Origin of the sequence: Citrobacter sp. Cpo090, from assembly GCF_030332665.1 — a bacterium.
In the GTDB taxonomy this organism is placed as follows: Bacteria; Pseudomonadota; Gammaproteobacteria; order Enterobacterales; family Enterobacteriaceae; genus Citrobacter; species Citrobacter portucalensis.
This window is the reverse complement of sequence record NZ_JAOWHK010000013.1, coordinates 35,155-53,650: the sequence shown is the minus strand read 5'-3', so window position 1 is coordinate 53,650 and position 18,496 is coordinate 35,155. Positions and strand designations below refer to the sequence as shown.

The window sequence follows — 18,496 nt, the reverse complement described above, 5'->3', positions numbered from 1 at the left end:
TTCTGCCGGATGGCGCTGTACCATCCGGCATTTCACATTCTAAAGTTACAGCGTCTGACTAATAAACTGCAGCATGTCATCTGCCGCAGAGACCATTTTGGCGTTCATCTCATAGGCGCGTTGCACCGTGATCATGGCCACCATTTCGTTGACGATATCGACGTTCGAACCTTCCAGCGCTCCTGGCTGCAGCTGACCAAGGCCATCCTCCCCCGGAATTCCTTCCGTTGGCTGACCGCTGGCAGCAGTCTCCAGATACAGGTTGTCACCTTCGGCTGAAAGCCCGGCAGGGTTGGCAAAGTTCACCAGCGTCAGTTGCCCCAGTTCGGTCGGGTCGCTGTCGCCAGGTAAAATCGCACTCACCGTACCATCCGGAGAAAACGTCACGCTGGTAGAACCTGACGGCACATCGATTTCCGGTTGCAGAGGTAATCCCTGAGCGTTGGTTAGCACACCATCAGCATTCACTTGCAAGTTACCGTCACGGGTATACGCGATATCCCCATTGGACATTTGTACCTGCCAGAAACCCTGCCCCATAATGGCCACGTTCATCGAATTGTCGGTGGTTTCCACATTACCTTCAGTGAAGGTTTTCTGTGTTCCGACAATGCGCACACCACTCCCGAACTGCATACCGGTCGGCATGATGTTGTTCTGGTCGAGCATGGCGCCCGGCGCTTCCTGAGTCTGATAAAACAGATCCGCAAACATCACGCGATCGCGCTTAAAGCCCGTGGTGTTAACGTTGGCGATGTTGTTAGCAATCGCACTCATCTCAGCATCCTGCGCCGACAGGCCGGTTTTACTGATCCATAACGCTGCGTTCATAAAACTTTATCCCTGATTAAAGGCAACGACTCAGGAGCCGCGTAGCAACCTGTTGCCGGAGTCGCTGAGATCTTCAGCCGTTTTCATCATCTTGATTTGCGCTTCGAACTGGCGGTTCATTGCAATAGACGACATCATTTCACTCACTGCAGACACGTTACTGCCTTCCAGAAAGCCGCCGCTCACCTTGATGTTTTCATCGCGCTGCGCCGGTACGCCATCCGCCGTTACCAGCATCCCCTCGCTATTTTTCGCCAGATTAGCGACCGGAATATCCACCAGCTTCAAGCGATCGATATCCATCGTAGCGGTAACATCGCCGTCGTCGGGCGTGACCGAGAGTGTGCCGTCGCTGCCGAAAGAGGCAATTGCGTTCGGCGGCAAAATGATCGGACCGTTATCCCCGAGCACCACGTTACCGTTGATGGTCAGTTGTCCCTGATCGTCCTGCTGAATGTTGCCGTTGCGGGTGTACACCTCGTTTCCGGCTTTATCCTGCACGGCGATATAGCCGGTTCCCTGAATGGCGACATCAAGCGGGCGTTCGGTTTTTTCCGCTACGCCGGTGCTGTCATTAACGCCGCTGGGACTTTCTTTCGCCATAAAACGCGTGTCGAACCCCCCACCCTTCACTTTGTCATTGCTCGCCATCGCCATATCCGCACGAAAACCATTAGTGTTGACGTTGGCGAGGTTATTGGCGCTAATTTGCTGCTCCAGTAGCGTCTGGGTGGCGCCGCTCAGCGCGGTATAAATCAACCGATCCATTTCTTAGCCTTACATCGCCTGGAAGAGAGCCTGATCCAGCTGCGTACTGGTGGAAATCACCTTGGTGTTCGCCTGGTAGTTACGCTGGGCGGTCATGAGATTGACCAGCTCGTTGGTAATATCCACGTTGGAGCTTTCGAGCATGCCGGAGGAGAGCGTGCCGCAGGAGCCGGAACCTGGTGTGCCTATCAGCGGCGTACCGGATTCGCCCGTCTGTACCCAGGCAGTACCGCTTACCGCTTCCAGCCCGTTCTCATCCGGGAAAGTAGCCAGCACCACCTGCCCCTGCAACATGCGCTCGCCGTTGCTGTAGGTGGCGTAAACTTTACCGTCGTCATCAACCTGCACGCCGTTTTGCGTCGCGGAGGCATAACCAGTGGCGGAGTTGGTAGTAACCGAGAAATCAGAACCGTACTGAGTACAGTCTGAGTAATCGATGGTCATCGAAATCGGCGCGGCTTCATCAGTAGTGAAGGTGATGGTTTGCGGCGTGGTTGGCGATGTCAGCTTGCCGGTATTTTGGTCGAACTTCAGCGTGGTCGGCGGTACGCCGCTTTGCGTTTCACCATCAAAGGTGTACTGCACTTCCCAGGTGTTATCCGCCGTTTTGGTAAAGTACTGGCTCACCGAGTGCTCATTACCCAGCGAGTCATACACGGTGGTGGTGTAGCTGTCGGTGTAGGTATCGCTATTATTCGGGTCAAAATCGACCCCATCTACTGGGGGGGTCGCCGAAGGATCGCCATCACGATCAATAATCTCATCACTGGCATCAAAGTTTGCCGTGAAGGTCATGCTGTCCGTGGCCTGCGCCGGAATGTTACCGGTTTTAATCTGGATATCCGTAACGGTACCGGTTTGCAGCGTGCCGCTATCATCAACCGGGTAACCTTGCAGGTAATCACCAGACGCATTGATGATATAGCCGTTTTTGTCCGTCACAAAAGAACCTGCACGGGTGTAGGAGATATTCCCTGCGCTATCGCACATAACAAAGAAACCATCATCGTTAATGGCCAGATCCAGCGCATTGCCGGTTGAAACCATCGAGCCGCCGGTGGAGATGCTTTGAGCGGACCCTGCCACGCTCACGCCCATCGCCTGCGTTCCGGCATACATAGCGGAGAACTGGGTAGTCATCGATTTATATCCGACCGTACCGGAGTTCGCGATGTTGTTACTGATGCCGTCCAGTTGTTCGTTGACGGCGTTCAGACCCGTCGCTGCAATTTCATAACTCATTGTTTATTCCTGTAATGTAAACTAAATCAGAGCACCATATTGCTGTCGGCGTTATCGCTGCCGCCGTCGGTATCGGGTGGCGTGGTGTCATCTGAACCGCCGCTGCCATCAGTACTATCCGGTATGCCAAACTGGGTGATCATGGTGAAAGGCACTTCCCCGACGCCGTCCACGTTGAGGACCGGCGTGCTGCCATCAAGTGGAATACGTACGTCTTCAACCTCACCGGTGACTTCAATGGGAACTTCTTCTTCTCCAGTGTTGGTCACCACTGACACGTTATAATCACCCGGCGGAATGCCGTAATCCGCGGGGTTAATATCAAAATCAACCTGGCCTGGCCCAACGGACGTCTCTCCTTCCGGGATCAGTGAAACGGTATAATCGTCACCCGCTTCATCAGTGAAATGCAGATCCACATCGGTACAACTGTCATCCAGCGTGACGCGGCCCTGAATGTCTTTGGTGTTGTCGGCAATCTCCAGCGTGGTGGTTTGCACCATAATGTCGTCGCCGACCATATTCCCCAGCGCCATCACCTGAATGTTGCTCATCAGCACAGCATTGGTATTGGCCTGAACGCTCATCTCTTCCATCATCGCCACCTGCGCCATGGAAGAAAGCTGGTCGATATAGGCCGTAGGGTCGGTAGGATCGGTTGGATCCTGGTTTTCGATTTCCGCAACAAACAAGGTCAGGAAAGTTTCCACCCCTGAGGTTTCCGTCGATACCGTCGTCGTTGGGGTATTAGCCGTGTCGCTGGTATCCGTCGTTGACGACGTGGCAGAAGAACTGCTGTCTCCCACAGTAGTGCTTTGCGCCGTGGCGCCGACGTTATTTTCAGCAACAGCCGCCGTCTTCTCCTGAGAAGAAGCCAGCGCCTGAGATTGGGCATACAGAGCCAGGGTATTCATTACACTTCTCCCAGTTTGAGTAAGCTTTGCTGCATACTTTTGACGTTATTCAGTACATCAACGTCGGTTTCAAAATCACGTGACGCAGACATCATGTCAGCCATTTGCTCGACCACGTTGACGTCCGGGTACCAGACGAAACCGTTCTGGTCCGCCATCGGGTGGTGCGGCTCATAACGCTTCACCGCCCCGCCACTTTGCATGACGTCCTGTACCTGTACGCTGGCGCCATCAATGGCATGGCGGTTATGCCCACCTGTCAGGCTATTGTTGTAAACCGCGGCAAAAACCGGGCTACGCGCCTTATAGGCCTGCGCCTCGCTGCTGGCGGGAGATTCCGCATTCGCCATGTTGCTGGCGACGGTATTCAGGCGGATGGTTTGCGCCGTCATCGCTGAGCCGGAAATCTGGTAAATATCAGTAAACGACATGGTTATTTCCCTTCAATGGCCTCTTTGATACCGCTAAGTTGCAGGTTCAAAAAGGTCAGACTGCTTTGATAATCCATACTATTTTGTGAAAACCGGGCCTGCTCGGTATTCAGCTCTACGGTATTGCCATCCTCTGAGGGCTGCATCGGCACACGGTATTTCACGTCAGCCTCGGGCAGCACATTTGTGCGACTTGCCCGTTGCATCTCAGCGGCAAAATCAATATCTTTAGCTTTGAAATTTGGTGTATCGACGTTTGCCAGATTCGCGGTCAGTAGCTCGGTCCTCTCAAGACGTAACTTCACTGCCTGCGGATGTACACCCAATGCCTGCTGAAAACTGATTCCCATTTCTTGCATCACTCCTGCGTAGATATCGCTGTTATTAGCAATATATATGCCAACTTTTAAGTGATTGATGAGAAATGACTTTATGAAACTCTCCTCCTATGTAAGGAAGCCTTCTTTCCCCTTTGCCGCGGAAATATTGCTGGCTTTATGCTGCGTCTTACCCGTGCATGCCGCAGTCCATCCCATTCAGCACAGCGCCCGGGAACAGATCAACGCACTGGTCCTCAATGCCGCCAGTCATGAAATTGACGCGCTGGCGAACAAACGGCAGTGGCAGGACTATCGCTACACGTTTAATATCTATATTCCCTCCGCCGTCAGCACCAGCGCACTATGCGCAATAGCCCCCCATGTCACCTCCAGCACCTCCCCGGAGATGGCTCTGACGCGAATGAACTTTGTGGTGAGCTGCCCTGGCAGCGCGGGTTGGCAATATAACGTTGCTGTGCGTCCCGACGTGTCAATTCCGGTGGTAATGCCAAAGTCGTTAATTGCCCGAGATACGGTCATCACCGCCGATGACCTGCAGCTTAAAAAATTTAATATCAACAACCAGCGGGAAGGATTGATGACAAATCCGGATGAGGCGATTGGTCTCACCAGCAAGCGCGCTCTGCAACCGGGTAAACCGATTACCCGTAACGAGCTGGTTCAGCCCGTATTAGTTAAACGCGACCAGCCGGTGATGATCGTCTCCCACATGGACGGGATTACCGCCTCAATGCCGGGTGTGGCGTTGAAGAATGGTCGCAAAGGAGAAGTGATAAAAATTCGTAACAGCAGCAGCCAACGGATCATTAGCGGCGTGGTAGACGATACCGGCGTGGTCACCACGCTGACGGCTGAGCAGTGAGGGGATTTTTTGTGATGGGATTAAAGTTTTCTTCTATTGCCGTCGCTTTTAACCAATAACAGATAACCAACCCCACGGAATATGTACGAGGTTGCTATGAAAATTACCCCGACTCTGCCAGGCAATCGCCCTGCATCGACAACCGAACAGGCGCGTTCAGACAAGAGCAGCGCGCAGACGAGTATGTCCAGCGCCACGACGCTTTCAGCCGACGATATTACTCAGGCGGGATTGCAAACGGCGCAGCAAACGCTGAACAGCGATACGCAAAGTGACGTTGATTACGACAAAGTAGCGCAAATGCAGGCCATGCTGGCCTCAGGCGACATGCAGGTTGATACCGACCAACTGGCTGGGGACATGCTCAGCTTTTTCCAGAAATAAGAGGCTACAACAGTGAGTACCAGGCTACAGCAGGTCAAAACTCTACTTCAGGGCATCCGTGAAGACGGAACGCGGTATGACGCGCTCAGACAACAGTTAGAACAACAACGTCTGTGTATGATTCGCCGTGCCAGTGAAGAGCTGCTGTTGGTCAATGAAACCATTCAACAGCATTATGAACAGTTGCAAAACAGCAGCCAGCAGCGCAGAACGATCCTACAACTGCTGGGCGTGAGCATCGATCGTGCAGGGATGGAGCAGGTATTTAGCTGGTTGCCTGGCGTACAGAAAAATGCCGCAGAGGGCTGGTGGCAAAGTCTTGAGCAAAAAGCGAAACGCTGCAAGGCGTACAACGAAAAAAATGGCGATCTGCTGATCCGTCAGTATGAATTTATTCAGGCTTTTTTAGGTACGGAGCCAGATTTCATCTATCACCGTTAAAATTTCCTTCCTTGCTGCGGAAACTCGCTTTCCGCGCAACACCCAACCCACTGATATGATTAAAAATAAAATTCAGGCATGGATATTGCAAGATATCAGTCAGATTTGAATATTGGGATTGCTGAGAACACGTTATGAGTATGATTGATTGCTACGAACCCGACTTTGTCCGGGTGTTTTTATCCCACCATCCGGATTCCGCTTTACTGGTCAAAATGCGCTGGAAAACGGAAGTTCGTCAGAGTCTGGTCTTAACCGATCCTGCCAGCTGTCAGGCTGCATTAAGCGATCCGGAAGCTTTCGTCTTGCATACGTCAAAATGTGCGGCCGATCCAGACAGCCGGGCATTAGCCCCACGCGATCAGGTATTAAATCAATCCGCTCTGAATACCGTCACTCTTCCAGGATTATCGCCGGAGCTGCGCCTGTATGCGCTGGGCATCATGCTCTCTTTTTCCGAGAAGTGCCCTGGCGATAGCGAAGCGGTGCTGGAAAAACTGGCGTCGTTGCCGCAAATCCTCGCAGGCCATGTACAGGAAGGAAAACTGCAGGATCAGTTTGCACAATTACCAAGCCTGCCCCAACTACAGCGTGAATTAATTACCCGTATGGGCAGTTGTGAATTCAGTTGGGATCATCTGCCGGAAAGTACGCGTAAACTCACATTACCTCTCCAGATCAGCCTGCTGATGCTACAGGATGCGAACAGTGAAGCCTTACTCCAACAGCAATTGCAGGATCAGTGGCTTAATACACACGCAACGTACTTCGCGCAGGACGCATGGATCTTCAGTAACTATCTGATCTACCGGCTCTATCATGACATGTTCCCGCAACATGACAGCGAAGGTGTCATTCAGCGCTATTTTGAGCTTGTCTGCGACTTCTTTATGATCCGAACCATGCTTTGCCTGTGGACGATGGATGAATCCTTGCTGAATCCTGAGGATATCTATGCGCTATTCGCCATGTTTGAAGAGTGGCGCAGCAGCGATGATGCCACATCAATGCGTGAACACATTCTGAGCATTATGCCGGGAGAGCCTTTGCTCTCTGCATTCTCCCTGCTTACCCGTTAGCCCCTGTTGGTCGGGTGAACATCCGGCCCTTTCGAAGCGCGAATACACATCAACATGTCTGAACCCTCTAAAACTCGCCCAGGCCTACCCGGTATTGTTAAAACACTGGATACGGGTCGTGAAAAACCGTTTGTCAGCGTCGTCACCCCCACGTGGAACCGCGGTGCCTTCTTACCTTATTTACTGTATATGTACCGGTATCAGGATTATCCCGCCGACCGTCGGGAACTGGTGATCCTCGATGATTCACCACAGAGCCATCAATCGATCATCGACAGGCTGACGCAAAACCACCCAGAGAAATTCAACATCCGCTATATCTATCACCCGGAAAAGCTCGACCTGGGCAGAAAACGCAATATGCTCAATGAGCTTGCACGCGGTGAGTACATACTTTGTATGGATGATGACGACTATTACCCATCAGATAAAATCTCTTACACCATTGAGATGATGCTGCGCCACCGGGCGTTAATTTCAGGTTCGGATCAGATTCCAATCTGGTATAGCCATATCAATCGTATCTTTGAAACGCGTTCTTTCGGCAAAAGACATATTTTGAACGGGACATTTTGCTATCACCGTAATTATTTGAAAAAACACCGCTACGTTGATGAATGCAATTTAGGCGAAGAAGAAGGGTTCACCAATAAATTCACCGTTGAGCCGCTCCAGTTACCTGGGGAACGGACAATTATCTGTGTATCGCACAGCCAGAACACCTTTGATAAAGATTTTGTCCTCGGTTCAAGTGAACCTTTAGAGGGGAACATTGAACAGTGGGTTGCCGATCCCATGCTCAACAACTGGTATCAAAGTCTACATAATGCCACGCACAACTCACCGATGCAGTGGGATGCCATCGATCAGATCATCGTCATCAACCTGGATAAACGAACCGATCGTCTGAGTCAGATCCAACAGGAACTGGCGCAACTGAACGTTCCGAAAGAAAAGATCACCCGTCTTGCCGCCTGCGAAGAAACCAATGGCCAGTTGGGCCGCCGTCATTCGCACTTGCAAGCGCTACAAATAGCACAGCAAAAAGGCTGGAAGAATTACCTGTTGTTAGAAGATGACTGCGTTATCCTGAAACAGGAAAAGCATACCCGCGTCTTAAGTACTCTTCTGGGGACGTTAACTAAGCTTCCCTGGGAAGTGATTATTCTGGGCGGGCAGATTAAACAAGGTTCGGTGCTAAAAAGCCTGGAAGGAATGGTTCATGCCCGGGACTGCCAGAAGGTTTGCGCGTATCTGGTTAACAGTCAATATTACGCCACGCTGGCGCAACAAATGGCAGATGATCTTTCTGCTACGCCCGAAGAACAATGGCAGCCGTTGCTGCATACAGGGAAATGGTTAGCCTGTTACCCAAGCATCTGCTATCAGCGGGCAGGGTACAGTGATATTGAGAAAAAAGAGACCGATAATATTGGTTTTTACTTTAATAAAATTAATAAATCACCAGCTAGTAAGCAAATACACTTGGCAAAAAAAACACAACCAATATTATCCAACAATGGTGCTATTGGGTTTTATATGGAAACGTCACTCCATTACGCAGTTTATCGCCCCATCATAAACGCTCTACAGAAAATGGGCCACACCTGCTCATTACTGGTAAACAACCGTAGTAACAAAGCATTTCTAGATGAAATGTTGGCGACGCTCAAGAAGATTAACGATCCCGCACTGGGTGGAATTCTCCTTTCAGACATGACAGATCGCAGCCAGCGTTATAAATGCCTCATCAGCCCTTATTATACCCCTGCAATCAACGGGCTTTCAGATATTCATATTCGAGCTATGTACGGTTTAGCAAAAGAAGAATGGAACCACGCCTGGTGGAATACCTTTTACCACCGTATTCTTTGCTACAGCCACTATAGCCAACAAGCACTGAACATTGGCGGTAGCGCGATCGCCGTCGGTAATCCTCGCTTCGATGAGTGGCACAACGGTAGTTGCGATCTTTCGCTACCTGAATGCCTGCATCTGGATAAGAAAAAACCGACAATTTTATACGCTCCGACATACGGTGTATTAAGTTCAATCCCACACTGGGCAGAAGCACTTGGTCGTCTCTGCCATGATTTTAATATTGTAACTAAACTACATCACGGTACCTGTTTTAGAGCGGAAGAAGCGGGATCTTTAGCACTGGCTCAACGATACTTAAAGAAAAGAATCCATGCCCCCGAACATGCAATTCCAATGCTTGTTCAGGCAGATTATGTCTTGACCGACAACAGTGGATTTATCTTCGACGCTATTCATATGAATAAACGCATCATTTTGCTCAATTGGCCTGAAATGCCTTCTCTGCTGGACGGCCAGAAGAGCTTTTCCACACCACACAGTGCCGAACAACGTATTCGCGATCTACTCCCCGTCGCCGGAGATATCCAGGCCCTACGGGCTGTCCTTTCCCCGACGTACGACTGGACTTCGCTGGCAACATCACTAGAAGAAATTCGCCACCACTACTGTGATGCCTTTATGGATGGTAAAGCAGGAGAAAGAGCTGCACGGGAAATCTGTGATGCAATGGAGAATAAAAATAGCCATAGAGAGAATGTGTTATTGCATAGCCTGCGGGAAAAGCTATTTGCTTCAGGGCACTAATACATCAGCGCGACAATAACAATGAAACAATGGGATATGGCTAAAAGCTATAAAGATGAACAGTGAATACGACTGGATGAGCATTCAGGAGTTGCGTGAGTGGGTCTATTTTAATAAAGAAATATTATGACCATTGTGACAGTCTATAGCTCTAAAGGGATAATTAAAGCAGTCCAGCGCAGGAATATGTAGTTTCATAGTACAAAACTAAGAATACATTGCCTTCTATCAAGCGGAAATTCATTTTCCGCTTGATAGACAACGTATTGATAAAATTAAAAAAACACAGGGCGTGATAATTACACGAGCAACAGTAACATCAATGATAGCACCACCATATGATGGCGCGCATATATTAAGCGTATCGTCTCGGCATATGCCGATAACTCACTTACTAAAATGCTCGTTCTAAGGAGAAATGTTCATCAGTCTGTCCAACCAAAAACTTTACTTTCCTCTATGAGATTATTATTTATCAGATTCAGAAGCATGGGATTTTTCATTGCTTCATTATGATCTTTCGCATCAAAAATAACATATTTAATGTTTTCTTTAGGAACCAATAGCATTAATGTACTAAAAACACCAATTATATTATTCGGGATAATTCCAGCCATTATAAAAAATTCAAAAGGAATCGATGCTGGAACAACAAAAACATCATCACCAATGTGTTTTGCTATCCTATTTATATTGTCCGGATGATTAATCGGATGAGGCTTGAAAATAACACGACTTCCTTTATCAATTACACCTTTATCTTTTAGTGAATTAATTTTATTAATAACCCTATCAGCGCAGCCATTATCATATTCACGCTGGAAATTCCCTGTACCAGTAAATACAACGGCATCGGGTGCCAGCATTTCTTTCCTTAAATCAATAAACTGATTATAATCAATATTTAGCAAACATAAACATGCCGCCATCTTTTTTGGACTTATTATTCCAAAATCAAATACCTGACAATAAGGTGAAATATCTTCCATAAACGGTGATATAACCCCATTATAGCATGCGAATTTATCACCCAATATATGATATGTTGTTTCTACGATATGATGCCAGCAATAATACCGTAATGACGGCCAACGCACAGAATATTCTGGCAAAAAAGGATCCTCAACCTCAAATACATGAGACAAAAGATCTTCTTTATTTTTAGCACTCTCCAGCAGATATTCTTTTTCACTGAGTTGGTTTAACCGGGTTCTTTCATTAACCCCGGCAGCACCATCATCATATAAGTGAAGTCTTATTTTATTGCAAGAATATTTTTTAACAAGAGCAGAAAGTAACCGCCAGGATTCAACATGAGAAAAATAAATATTAGCATGGACTTCAACATCTTCAGGATTATATTTATCAATAACATTAGATATTCTTGCTATATACTCTTTAGATAAATGTGAAATCTGAGAAAAATATAATGTATTAACAGCATTAATCTTCTTAAGTGCATCAGAAGCTAACGGAGTGCGATACCAACTAACAATTTTAATTGTATTGAAATCGCTGGCACAAGCAACGAAGTCAAACATTTGCAACGCTGTAAATGTTGATGATGAGTTTATATACAATTTTAACTTCATTTATCTGCCTCAAAATCAAGAATGAATATTTTTTTCACTCATGCACCTTAATCACTTCAATGATCGATGTAGTAGAGATAGAGGGTGTGCGTGGAAAATAGATCACTTCACACAGGTACGACAAACTATCAAAGCGCCCAGCCCAGTCATCGCCCATCACCAGCGTATCGGCGTTAAACTGGCGAATATAGTCCGCTTTTTTCTCCAGCGACTCTTCCAGAAACACGCTGTCCACGCATTTCAGCCCAGCGACAATCCCCATGCGATCGCTTTGGCTATAAATCGGCATCCGGCCTTTTTTCTGCATATTTAGCGCATCTGAAGAGATACCGACAATTAGCCTCTCCCCCAACATCCCGGCGCGTTGCAGAATACGCAGATGCCCGATATGAAAAACATCAAACGTGCCGAAAGTAATGATCGTTTTCATACCAGCCCCAGCGCCTTCTGTCTAAGCCAGCATTGTGCAGCAATCTCATCAACGGCTTTTTGCTCTTTCACCAGCGCCTCATTGCTCAATTCGTAGCGCTTATCATCCAGCGTCATGGCAACAATTTTCTCTTCGCAGGCCGCGGCAACCAGGTTTTTTTGAATACGCTGCTCTTTGATTTTAGCCAGCGTTTTCTCTTGCTCTTGCCAGGCAATCACCGTGCGTAGCGTACCTTTGTATCCGCTCACGTTTTTGAGCGATTCAACGGAAGGCACCTCAACGCCGGTGCCGGTTTTTTGGATCAGGTAGCCCAGCGCTTTGATGTTATTGTCAAAACCAGTGCAAACCTGCTGCTGTTTTGCCAACTGTACCGTCATATCCTTAACTGATTTATCCCGCAGGCGCTGCAGTTGTGCCAAAGTATCAATAATTTGCCGCATGATTATTTACCTTCCGTTTTCTTTGCCTGGGGGAAAAGGGCTTGTAAGCGACTTTGCACCAGCTCAAGTGAGGCGGGTTCACTAACCTCCTGACGCAGAAAACGCTCAATGGCGGGGAATACTTTGACGGCTTTATCTACGCTAGGATCGGCTCCGGCAACATAGCCCCCCAACGGGATCAGCGGCTTAATTTCCATATAGGCGGCATAGTTTTGTTTCAGCAGACGGGCCGATTGTTGGTGTTCGTGGGGCGTCACCTGGTTCATGCATCGGCTGATCGACTGCCCAATATCTATCGCCGGATAATGGCCTGCTTCGGCAAGTTTGCGCGTCAGCACAATATGTCCGTCCAATACCGCACGCGCGCAGTCGACGATCGGATCCTGCTGATCGTCCCCTTCCGCCAGTACCGTGTAAATGGCGGTCATTGACCCTTCGCTTTCGCTGTTACCTGCGCTTTCCACAAGCTTGGGGATCATACCGAACGCCGACGGCGGATAGCCTTTCGTCGCCGGAGGTTCCCCCAGTGACAGCGCAATCTCACGCTGTGCCATGGCATAACGGGTCAAGGAATCCACCAGCAGTAAAACGTGATGTCCGCGATCGCGAAACCAGGCCGCGATCGAGTGGCAAAGCTCGGTGGCTTTCAAACGCATTAACGGCGACTCATCCGCTGGTGCTGCCACGATAATAGATTTTGCCAACCCTTCCGCGCCCAGCGAGTGATCGATAAACTCCTTCACTTCGCGGCCACGCTCGCCAATTAACCCCACCACTACGATGTCGGCCTTGGTCTGGCGGGTGATCATCCCTAGCAGTACGCTTTTACCCACACCACTACCGGCCATCAGACCCACGCGTTGGCCTTTGCCGATAGTGAGCAGACCGTTGATTGCTTTCACACCGACATCCAGCGGTTGATTCACCGAGCGGCGCGTGAGGGGGTTGATGGAAGGTGCCTGAGGCGGCAGCACGTCATTGCCCGTCAGACGCCCTTTGGCATCCAGCGGTTCGCCCAGACCATTGACCACCCGCCCCAGCCAGCTTTCGCTAATCAGGATCTCCTGGGCTTTTTCTTCGGGGAAAACGCGCGCGCCCGCCATCAGCCCGACGGGATGCTTGAAGGGCATCAGGTAGGTGATATCGCGGTTAAACCCTACCGCCTGCGCGTCGATCAACGTATGGTTGGCGCTTTCGACGCGGCACAACTGACCGGTCACCAGCGGGCAGCCCACGCTCTCCAGCAAAATGCCGTTCACGCGCACCAGTCGCCCGGCAACCCGGGCTAAAGGGATCGACTCAATGGAGCGTAGCGCGTTGTCAAAGCAGGAATGGTCACTCACCCGTCGGCTCCGGCAGAAGCGACTCTTTGAGCGCCGACATGCATTGGTCGAGTCGATGCTCGCAGCCAATATCCAGCTCGGATTTATCGGTAATTACCCGACACTCGCCCGCCTGCAGATCGGGGGATGGGGTCAGCCCCCATTCAGTAACCTTCTCCGGGGCTGCGTCTTTAATACGGTTAAACTCTTCATTACTCAGCAGAACCTGGAGCGAATCAGGCATCGCCGGAAAGGCCGAAATCGCCTCTTCAACCAGCGATAGCAACTGCGTCGGTTGCAGCGCCAGCTCGCAACGAATCACCTGACGCGTGACCTTTTCAACCAATTGCAGCAGGTCTTCCCGCTGTTTACGCTGAATGTGCGCCAGGTAGTCGTTCACTTTGCCAGTGATGGCTTCCAGCGGCTGTGCTGACAACTCAAACTGCTTACGTCCTTCCTGCTGTCCGGCCAGGCTGCCTTCCGTATACCCCTGACGACGGCCCTCATCATGCCCCTTCTGATGGCCTTCCTGAAAGCCCTGTTCCTGGCCTTCCGTCATCCCCTGTTCAAAGCCTTTTTGCAGACCTTCCTGGAAACCGTCCATCAGTTGACGCTGATAATCCGCAGCCGTGATCCCAGGCGTCAGCTGTTCAGCCTGCAAATGGCGTTGGCGAGGAGGAAAGCGATGCAGTCGGTAGCGACCACGAATTGTTTCAATCGCCATGTTTTACTCCGCCGTCTGTTCAGCAAACAGCTGTAACTGAATTTCACCCGCTTCCTCAAGCTCGCGGGCAATCCCCATGATTTCACGGCGGATCTGTTCAATACGGCTCACTGGAACTGGACCCAGGCGCGACGTTATCGCTTCCAACTGTTGTACCTGACGCTTAGGCATCACGGCATAAATCGAGCGGCGCAACAGCGCTTCGGTCCCTTTCAGCGCCACCGCCCAGTCTTCCATCGGCACTTCGTCGAGCAGACGGCGGCGCACTTCATCACTTTGGCGGCTCAGGATAAAGAAGTCGTACATTTCGTCCTGCAACTGTTCAAGAACATCTTCATCGCGTTCACGTAGCTGATCGAGGATCACCTGTTGATTACCCTGGAAGCGGTTCACGATATCCGCAGCCTGCTTGATCCCCTTCACTTTCGAACCGTGTTCAGACAACACCGACAGCCCACGTTCGATCAACCGATCCAGCTCATCCACAACGTCGCGGTTTACATCGTTGAGCTTTGCAACCCGATAGAGGATCTCGTTTTGTACTGACTCACTCATGTAAGACAGCACCATGGCCGAGATCTCCGGCGTCAGGAAGGCAAGAAAGACGGCCTGCAATTGCAAATGCTCTTCTGAGATCAGTATCGCCAGCTGGCGCGGTTCCACCCACTGCAAACGCGCCATCCGCGAGCGGATCTCATCACCGTAAATACCGTTGATCACGCTGCTGGCGATTTCTGTTCCCAGCGCTTTATTGAGGATCCCTTGCAGCATAGAACGCGAGGCGCCGTTGATGCCGCTCTGCTCGCGGAACTCGTCAAAAAAGTTATTGATTACTTTTTTCGCCATGCTGGTTTTCACGCCAGACAGACGCGCCATGTTTTCACTCAGACGAACCACCTCTTCACGGCTGAGCTTTTGCATCACCGTGGCTGCCGCCTCCTCGCCCAGACACAGTAATAAAATTGCGGCCTGCTCCAGGTAGCTATTGTTACTGCCGTTATTTATTGTCAATTCGCTCATTGCTGGTAATCCATTGTCTGAGAACTTCAGCTACGCGATCGGTGTCACTCATCGCCAGTTTTTGCAGGAACTCCAGCTTCACTTCCAGACCGGAGCTCTGCGAAGGCAGGCTGTCGTCGCCAGGGAAAGAAGGCAGTTCGATATTTTTGCGTTCATCTTCAGCGGCCGCAAAATGGGGCTTGTCCGCAGGAATCGCAATTGGTACAGCGTCCAGCGCCAGTTCAGGCGTTGAGGTCCGGCGACGTTCAGCGGTCAAACGTTTCATTACCGGTCGCACGACAAACAGCAGCAACAGCAGAGCCAGCAGGCCGCAACCAATCAGACGTACCCAGGCGAGAATGTTGTCATCCTTCCACAGAGGGACCACCGGCTCGACGGGGATCGACTGCGGCACAAAATTAAGCAGTGATAAGGACAGATTATCGCCACGCCTGGCATCAATCCCGGCGGCGTTATTTAACAGCGCCGTCAGCTGCGTGGTTTGCTCCGGTTTCCAGTTTTTCAATGCAGGCGCGTTCTGGTTGAGTACCACTGCCACATTTAAACGTTTAATGTCGAATCCCGGGTGCTGGATATGCTCAACGCTACGATCCCAGGAGTAGTCGCGCTTATTTTCGCTATGCTTTGACAGTGCGGCTGGCTGGCGAGACTCTTCTGGCGTCGCCGCAGCGGCACCATTTCCTACCTGGTTTGCCGCCAGCGGAGGGCGGTTGCTCAGCGAGCCGGGGATCCCCATGGCGATTTGGTTGGTATCGCTATCGAGTACCGTTTCTTCGCGATTCACCTTCGGTGTGTCGCCGTAATGCTCCTGGGTTTCGTCGATATTGCTCAGATCGAGATCCGGCATCACGCTCACCCGGTAGTTGCCAGTGCCTACCAGAGAGTCGAGGACATTTGCGAGACTGGCGCGGGTCTTATCCTGAATATCTTTGAGGATCTGGTCGCGCTTACGCGTCGCCGCAGAAACGGCTTCTCCCGCGCCAATGCCGTCGGACAGTAAATTCCCCGCCTGGTCGACAACGCTAACCTGCGACGCATTCAAATTAGGCACGCTGCCGGACACCAGATGCACAATGGCATTTACCTGGTCCATATCCAGCTTGCTGCCGTAATGCAGACGCACCACCACCGAGGCACTGTTTTGCGGCTCATCGCTGACGACAAAGGAACTCTCTTCATTCAGCGCCAGATGCACGCGGGCGCTTTCTACAGCGTCCAGCGTCATGATGCTCTGCGCCAGTTCACCTTCCAGACTCCGCTTGTAGCGAATGTTCTGTACAAACTGGCTGGCTCCCAGCACTTCGTCTTTATCCATCAGCTCATAGCCGCTTGGCAGCATGGCCTGCACACCTTTCGCTGCCAGCGTCATCCGCGTTTTCGACAGCGCGTCTTCCGGAACCAGAATTTGCCCGCTTTGCGGGTCGATACGGTATTCCAGCTTTTCGCCGTCCAGCACGGTGACTATCTGTGAAACAGGGAGATTTTCCTGGCTACCGTACAGCGAAACATAGCCATGGTTACCGTTCCACAGCACGCTAACAATTATGGCGGTAGCCGCAAGCGCCGCAGCCGCCAGTAACGCCAGACGTTTGTTACCATCCAGCCTGAAAGAGAACGAGGGTAAAAAACGAGTGAGTTTTTTTATTAATTCATTCATAGCGTTAGACTGACATGCTCATCAGGTCATTGAATCCGGAAGCGACTTTATTTCTGACCTGTACCAGCGCAGAAAACGATAACGATGCCTGCTGACTGGCAATCATGGCCCCCGCAAGGTCATCGCTTTTTCCCATCTCAATGGCCGTTTGTTTTTGCTCTGCGACCTGCTGGAATTGGTCCACATGGTTCAGCGCCCCCTGCATAACGCGGTCGAACGAAACCGGAGATGATGCCAACTGGGCGTTAATCTGCATCGGTGAAAGGACGGGGGCTTGTGCGACCGCTTTCATCTGCTGCATGTCTTGCATCATCTGCGTCTGCATCGTACTGGCTGGGGCTATCGTATTTATGCTCATGACCTACTCTTAAAATTAAAAAAGCGTTCTCGGTACCACAGACTGATTCAGGAAAAGATTTCAATTCCCTGCTTTCGCATTGACGCCAGACGATAACGAAGTGCGCGAGGAGTAATGCCTAATAAATCAGCAATTTTGGTTTTATTGCCCTGATATTTACGCATCAGGTCAGCAATGTATTGATATTGCGCGCTCCGCCCATGCTGGCCCAGATTGTCGCCGGTTGTTATTGGCATACTGGGTTTTGGCTGCCATTGCGGCTCGCTCCAGGAATCGGACTCAATGGATGGCAGACCTAAGGTATCGGGATAAATAACGCCATCGCGATTAAGGATCATCCCTCGCTGAATAGCGTTCTCAAGCTGACGCACGTTACCCGGCCATTCGTAGCTGAGTAACGCCCGACGTGACGACTCGGAAAGCTTGATATTTTTAACTAATACCGTGGAGTATTTTTTGATAAAGGACTCGGCCAGCGGAATAATGTCTTCCATACGTTCACGCAGCGGCGGCATCGTCAACGGAATAACGGACATACGGTAATAGAGATCTTCTCTGAAGCGCCCTGCGGCAACCTCTTCTTCAAGATTTTTATTGGTGCAGGCAATTAAACGGAAGTTCAGTTTGATTAAACGGTTACTGCCTAAACGCTCAACCTGTTGTTCCTGCAATACACGCAATATTTTAGCCTGCAGCGCCAGAGGCATATCACCGATCTCATCCAGCAACAATGTACCGTTATTGGCCAATTCCATCTTACCCGGTATGGTGGCCACAGCCCCGGTAAACGCACCTTTATCATAACCAAACAGCGTGGCTTCAAGCATATTTTCAGGAATAGCGGCACAGTTCACCCCGATATAAGGTGCCGATGCCTCCTGCGCAAACGCAATCGAGTGGATAAATTTGGCGATACACTCTTTACCAGTACCGGTTTCGCCATGGATAAGCACTGGAACATTAAAAGCAGCAATACGCCTTGCCATTGAAAAAACATTGATACTGGAGGCTGCTTCAGCAATAAGTTCAAACATG

General features: G+C 50.3%; 20 protein-coding genes. 5 read left to right on the top strand and 15 right to left on the bottom strand.

Annotated elements, in window-relative coordinates; translation table 11 throughout:
* Positions 1-45: 45 nt before the first annotated feature.
* Genes flgG through flgB form a run of 6 tightly spaced genes read right to left on the bottom strand, consistent with a single transcriptional unit; the run spans position 46 to position 4,536 of the window.
* Complete coding sequence (gene flgG / locus OGY83_RS00330; RefSeq protein ID WP_079939446.1) at positions 46-831, bottom strand: flagellar basal-body rod protein FlgG; 786 nt, start codon at positions 829-831, stop codon at positions 46-48.
* A 30-nt stretch (positions 832-861) separates the two neighbouring features.
* Positions 862-1,599 carry a flagellar basal body rod protein FlgF gene (locus tag OGY83_RS00325; protein WP_123268980.1) on the bottom strand — a complete coding sequence of 246 codons (738 nt, stop codon included), beginning with the start codon at positions 1,597-1,599 and terminating at the stop codon, positions 862-864.
* A gap of 9 nt (positions 1,600-1,608) precedes the next feature.
* On the bottom strand, positions 1,609-2,841 hold the full coding sequence (gene flgE, locus OGY83_RS00320; RefSeq protein WP_079939448.1) for a flagellar hook protein FlgE: 1,233 nt from the start codon (positions 2,839-2,841) through the stop codon (positions 1,609-1,611).
* A 26-nt stretch (positions 2,842-2,867) separates the two neighbouring features.
* Positions 2,868-3,755: a flagellar hook capping FlgD N-terminal domain-containing protein gene (locus tag OGY83_RS00315; RefSeq protein ID WP_079939449.1), complete on the bottom strand. Its 888-nt coding sequence runs from the start codon at positions 3,753-3,755 to the stop codon at positions 2,868-2,870.
* Positions 3,755-4,186, bottom strand: a complete 432-nt coding sequence (gene flgC / locus OGY83_RS00310) for a flagellar basal body rod protein FlgC (RefSeq protein WP_079939450.1) — start codon at positions 4,184-4,186, stop codon at positions 3,755-3,757. Before flgC ends, OGY83_RS00315 begins: the two co-directional genes overlap by 1 nt.
* Positions 4,187-4,188: 2 nt before the next feature.
* Positions 4,189-4,536 (bottom strand): flagellar basal body rod protein FlgB, encoded by a 348-nt coding sequence (gene flgB, locus OGY83_RS00305; protein ID WP_016151840.1) that lies wholly within the window; start codon positions 4,534-4,536, stop codon positions 4,189-4,191.
* A gap of 82 nt (positions 4,537-4,618) precedes the next feature.
* Here flgB and flgA point away from each other — a divergent pair, with 82 nt between their 5' ends.
* The 5 genes from flgA to OGY83_RS00280 all read left to right on the top strand — a co-directional run bounded on the left by flgA (position 4,619) and on the right by OGY83_RS00280 (position 9,918).
* Entirely contained in the window at positions 4,619-5,389 is a 771-nt protein-coding gene (flgA, locus tag OGY83_RS00300) for a flagellar basal body P-ring formation chaperone FlgA (RefSeq protein WP_286634846.1), read from the top strand.
* Positions 5,390-5,485: 96 nt separating this feature from the next.
* On the top strand, positions 5,486-5,773 hold the full coding sequence (gene flgM / locus OGY83_RS00295) for a flagellar biosynthesis anti-sigma factor FlgM (protein WP_079939461.1): 288 nt from the start codon (positions 5,486-5,488) through the stop codon (positions 5,771-5,773).
* A gap of 12 nt (positions 5,774-5,785) precedes the next feature.
* Entirely contained in the window at positions 5,786-6,214 is a 429-nt protein-coding gene (flgN, locus tag OGY83_RS00290) for a flagellar protein FlgN (RefSeq protein WP_079939452.1), read from the top strand.
* Positions 6,215-6,348: 134 nt separating this feature from the next.
* Positions 6,349-7,293: a lysine-N-methylase gene (locus OGY83_RS00285; RefSeq protein ID WP_286634844.1), complete on the top strand. Its 945-nt coding sequence runs from the start codon at positions 6,349-6,351 to the stop codon at positions 7,291-7,293.
* A gap of 54 nt (positions 7,294-7,347) precedes the next feature.
* On the top strand, positions 7,348-9,918 hold the full coding sequence (locus tag OGY83_RS00280; protein WP_286634843.1) for a glycosyltransferase: 2,571 nt from the start codon (positions 7,348-7,350) through the stop codon (positions 9,916-9,918).
* A gap of 425 nt (positions 9,919-10,343) precedes the next feature.
* Here the strand turns inward: OGY83_RS00280 and OGY83_RS00275 are convergent, their stop codons facing one another.
* From OGY83_RS00275 to OGY83_RS00235, 9 genes are read right to left on the bottom strand one after another with little or no spacing between them, the layout of a single operon-like run.
* Complete coding sequence (locus OGY83_RS00275; protein WP_191213358.1) at positions 10,344-11,510, bottom strand: polysialyltransferase family glycosyltransferase; 1,167 nt, start codon at positions 11,508-11,510, stop codon at positions 10,344-10,346.
* A 34-nt stretch (positions 11,511-11,544) separates the two neighbouring features.
* The gene (locus OGY83_RS00270; RefSeq protein ID WP_286634842.1) at positions 11,545-11,940 is read right to left on the bottom strand and encodes an FAD synthase family protein; all 396 of its coding nucleotides are present in this window, start codon (positions 11,938-11,940) and stop codon (positions 11,545-11,547) included.
* Positions 11,937-12,380 (bottom strand): flagellar export protein FliJ, encoded by a 444-nt coding sequence (gene fliJ / locus OGY83_RS00265; RefSeq protein ID WP_079940070.1) that lies wholly within the window; start codon positions 12,378-12,380, stop codon positions 11,937-11,939. Before fliJ ends, OGY83_RS00270 begins: the two co-directional genes overlap by 4 nt.
* Positions 12,381-12,382: 2 nt before the next feature.
* Positions 12,383-13,723: a flagellar protein export ATPase FliI gene (gene fliI / locus OGY83_RS00260; RefSeq protein ID WP_123268988.1), complete on the bottom strand. Its 1,341-nt coding sequence runs from the start codon at positions 13,721-13,723 to the stop codon at positions 12,383-12,385.
* On the bottom strand, positions 13,716-14,426 hold the full coding sequence (gene fliH, locus OGY83_RS00255) for a flagellar assembly protein FliH (protein ID WP_079940072.1): 711 nt from the start codon (positions 14,424-14,426) through the stop codon (positions 13,716-13,718). The genes fliI and fliH overlap by 8 nt, the downstream gene beginning before the upstream one ends.
* Positions 14,427-14,429: 3 nt before the next feature.
* Complete coding sequence (locus OGY83_RS00250) at positions 14,430-15,446, bottom strand: flagellar motor switch protein FliG (RefSeq protein ID WP_079940073.1); 1,017 nt, start codon at positions 15,444-15,446, stop codon at positions 14,430-14,432.
* Positions 15,424-17,103, bottom strand: a complete 1,680-nt coding sequence (gene fliF / locus OGY83_RS00245) for a flagellar basal-body MS-ring/collar protein FliF (RefSeq protein ID WP_123268990.1) — start codon at positions 17,101-17,103, stop codon at positions 15,424-15,426. The genes OGY83_RS00250 and fliF overlap by 23 nt, the downstream gene beginning before the upstream one ends.
* 4 nt (positions 17,104-17,107) lie before the next feature.
* Positions 17,108-17,461: a flagellar hook-basal body complex protein FliE gene (gene fliE, locus OGY83_RS00240; protein ID WP_079940075.1), complete on the bottom strand. Its 354-nt coding sequence runs from the start codon at positions 17,459-17,461 to the stop codon at positions 17,108-17,110.
* Positions 17,462-17,508: 47 nt separating this feature from the next.
* Positions 17,509-18,495, bottom strand: coding sequence for a sigma-54 interaction domain-containing protein (locus OGY83_RS00235; protein ID WP_079940076.1), 987 nt, complete (start codon positions 18,493-18,495; stop codon positions 17,509-17,511).
* Position 18,496: the final 1 nt, after the last annotated feature.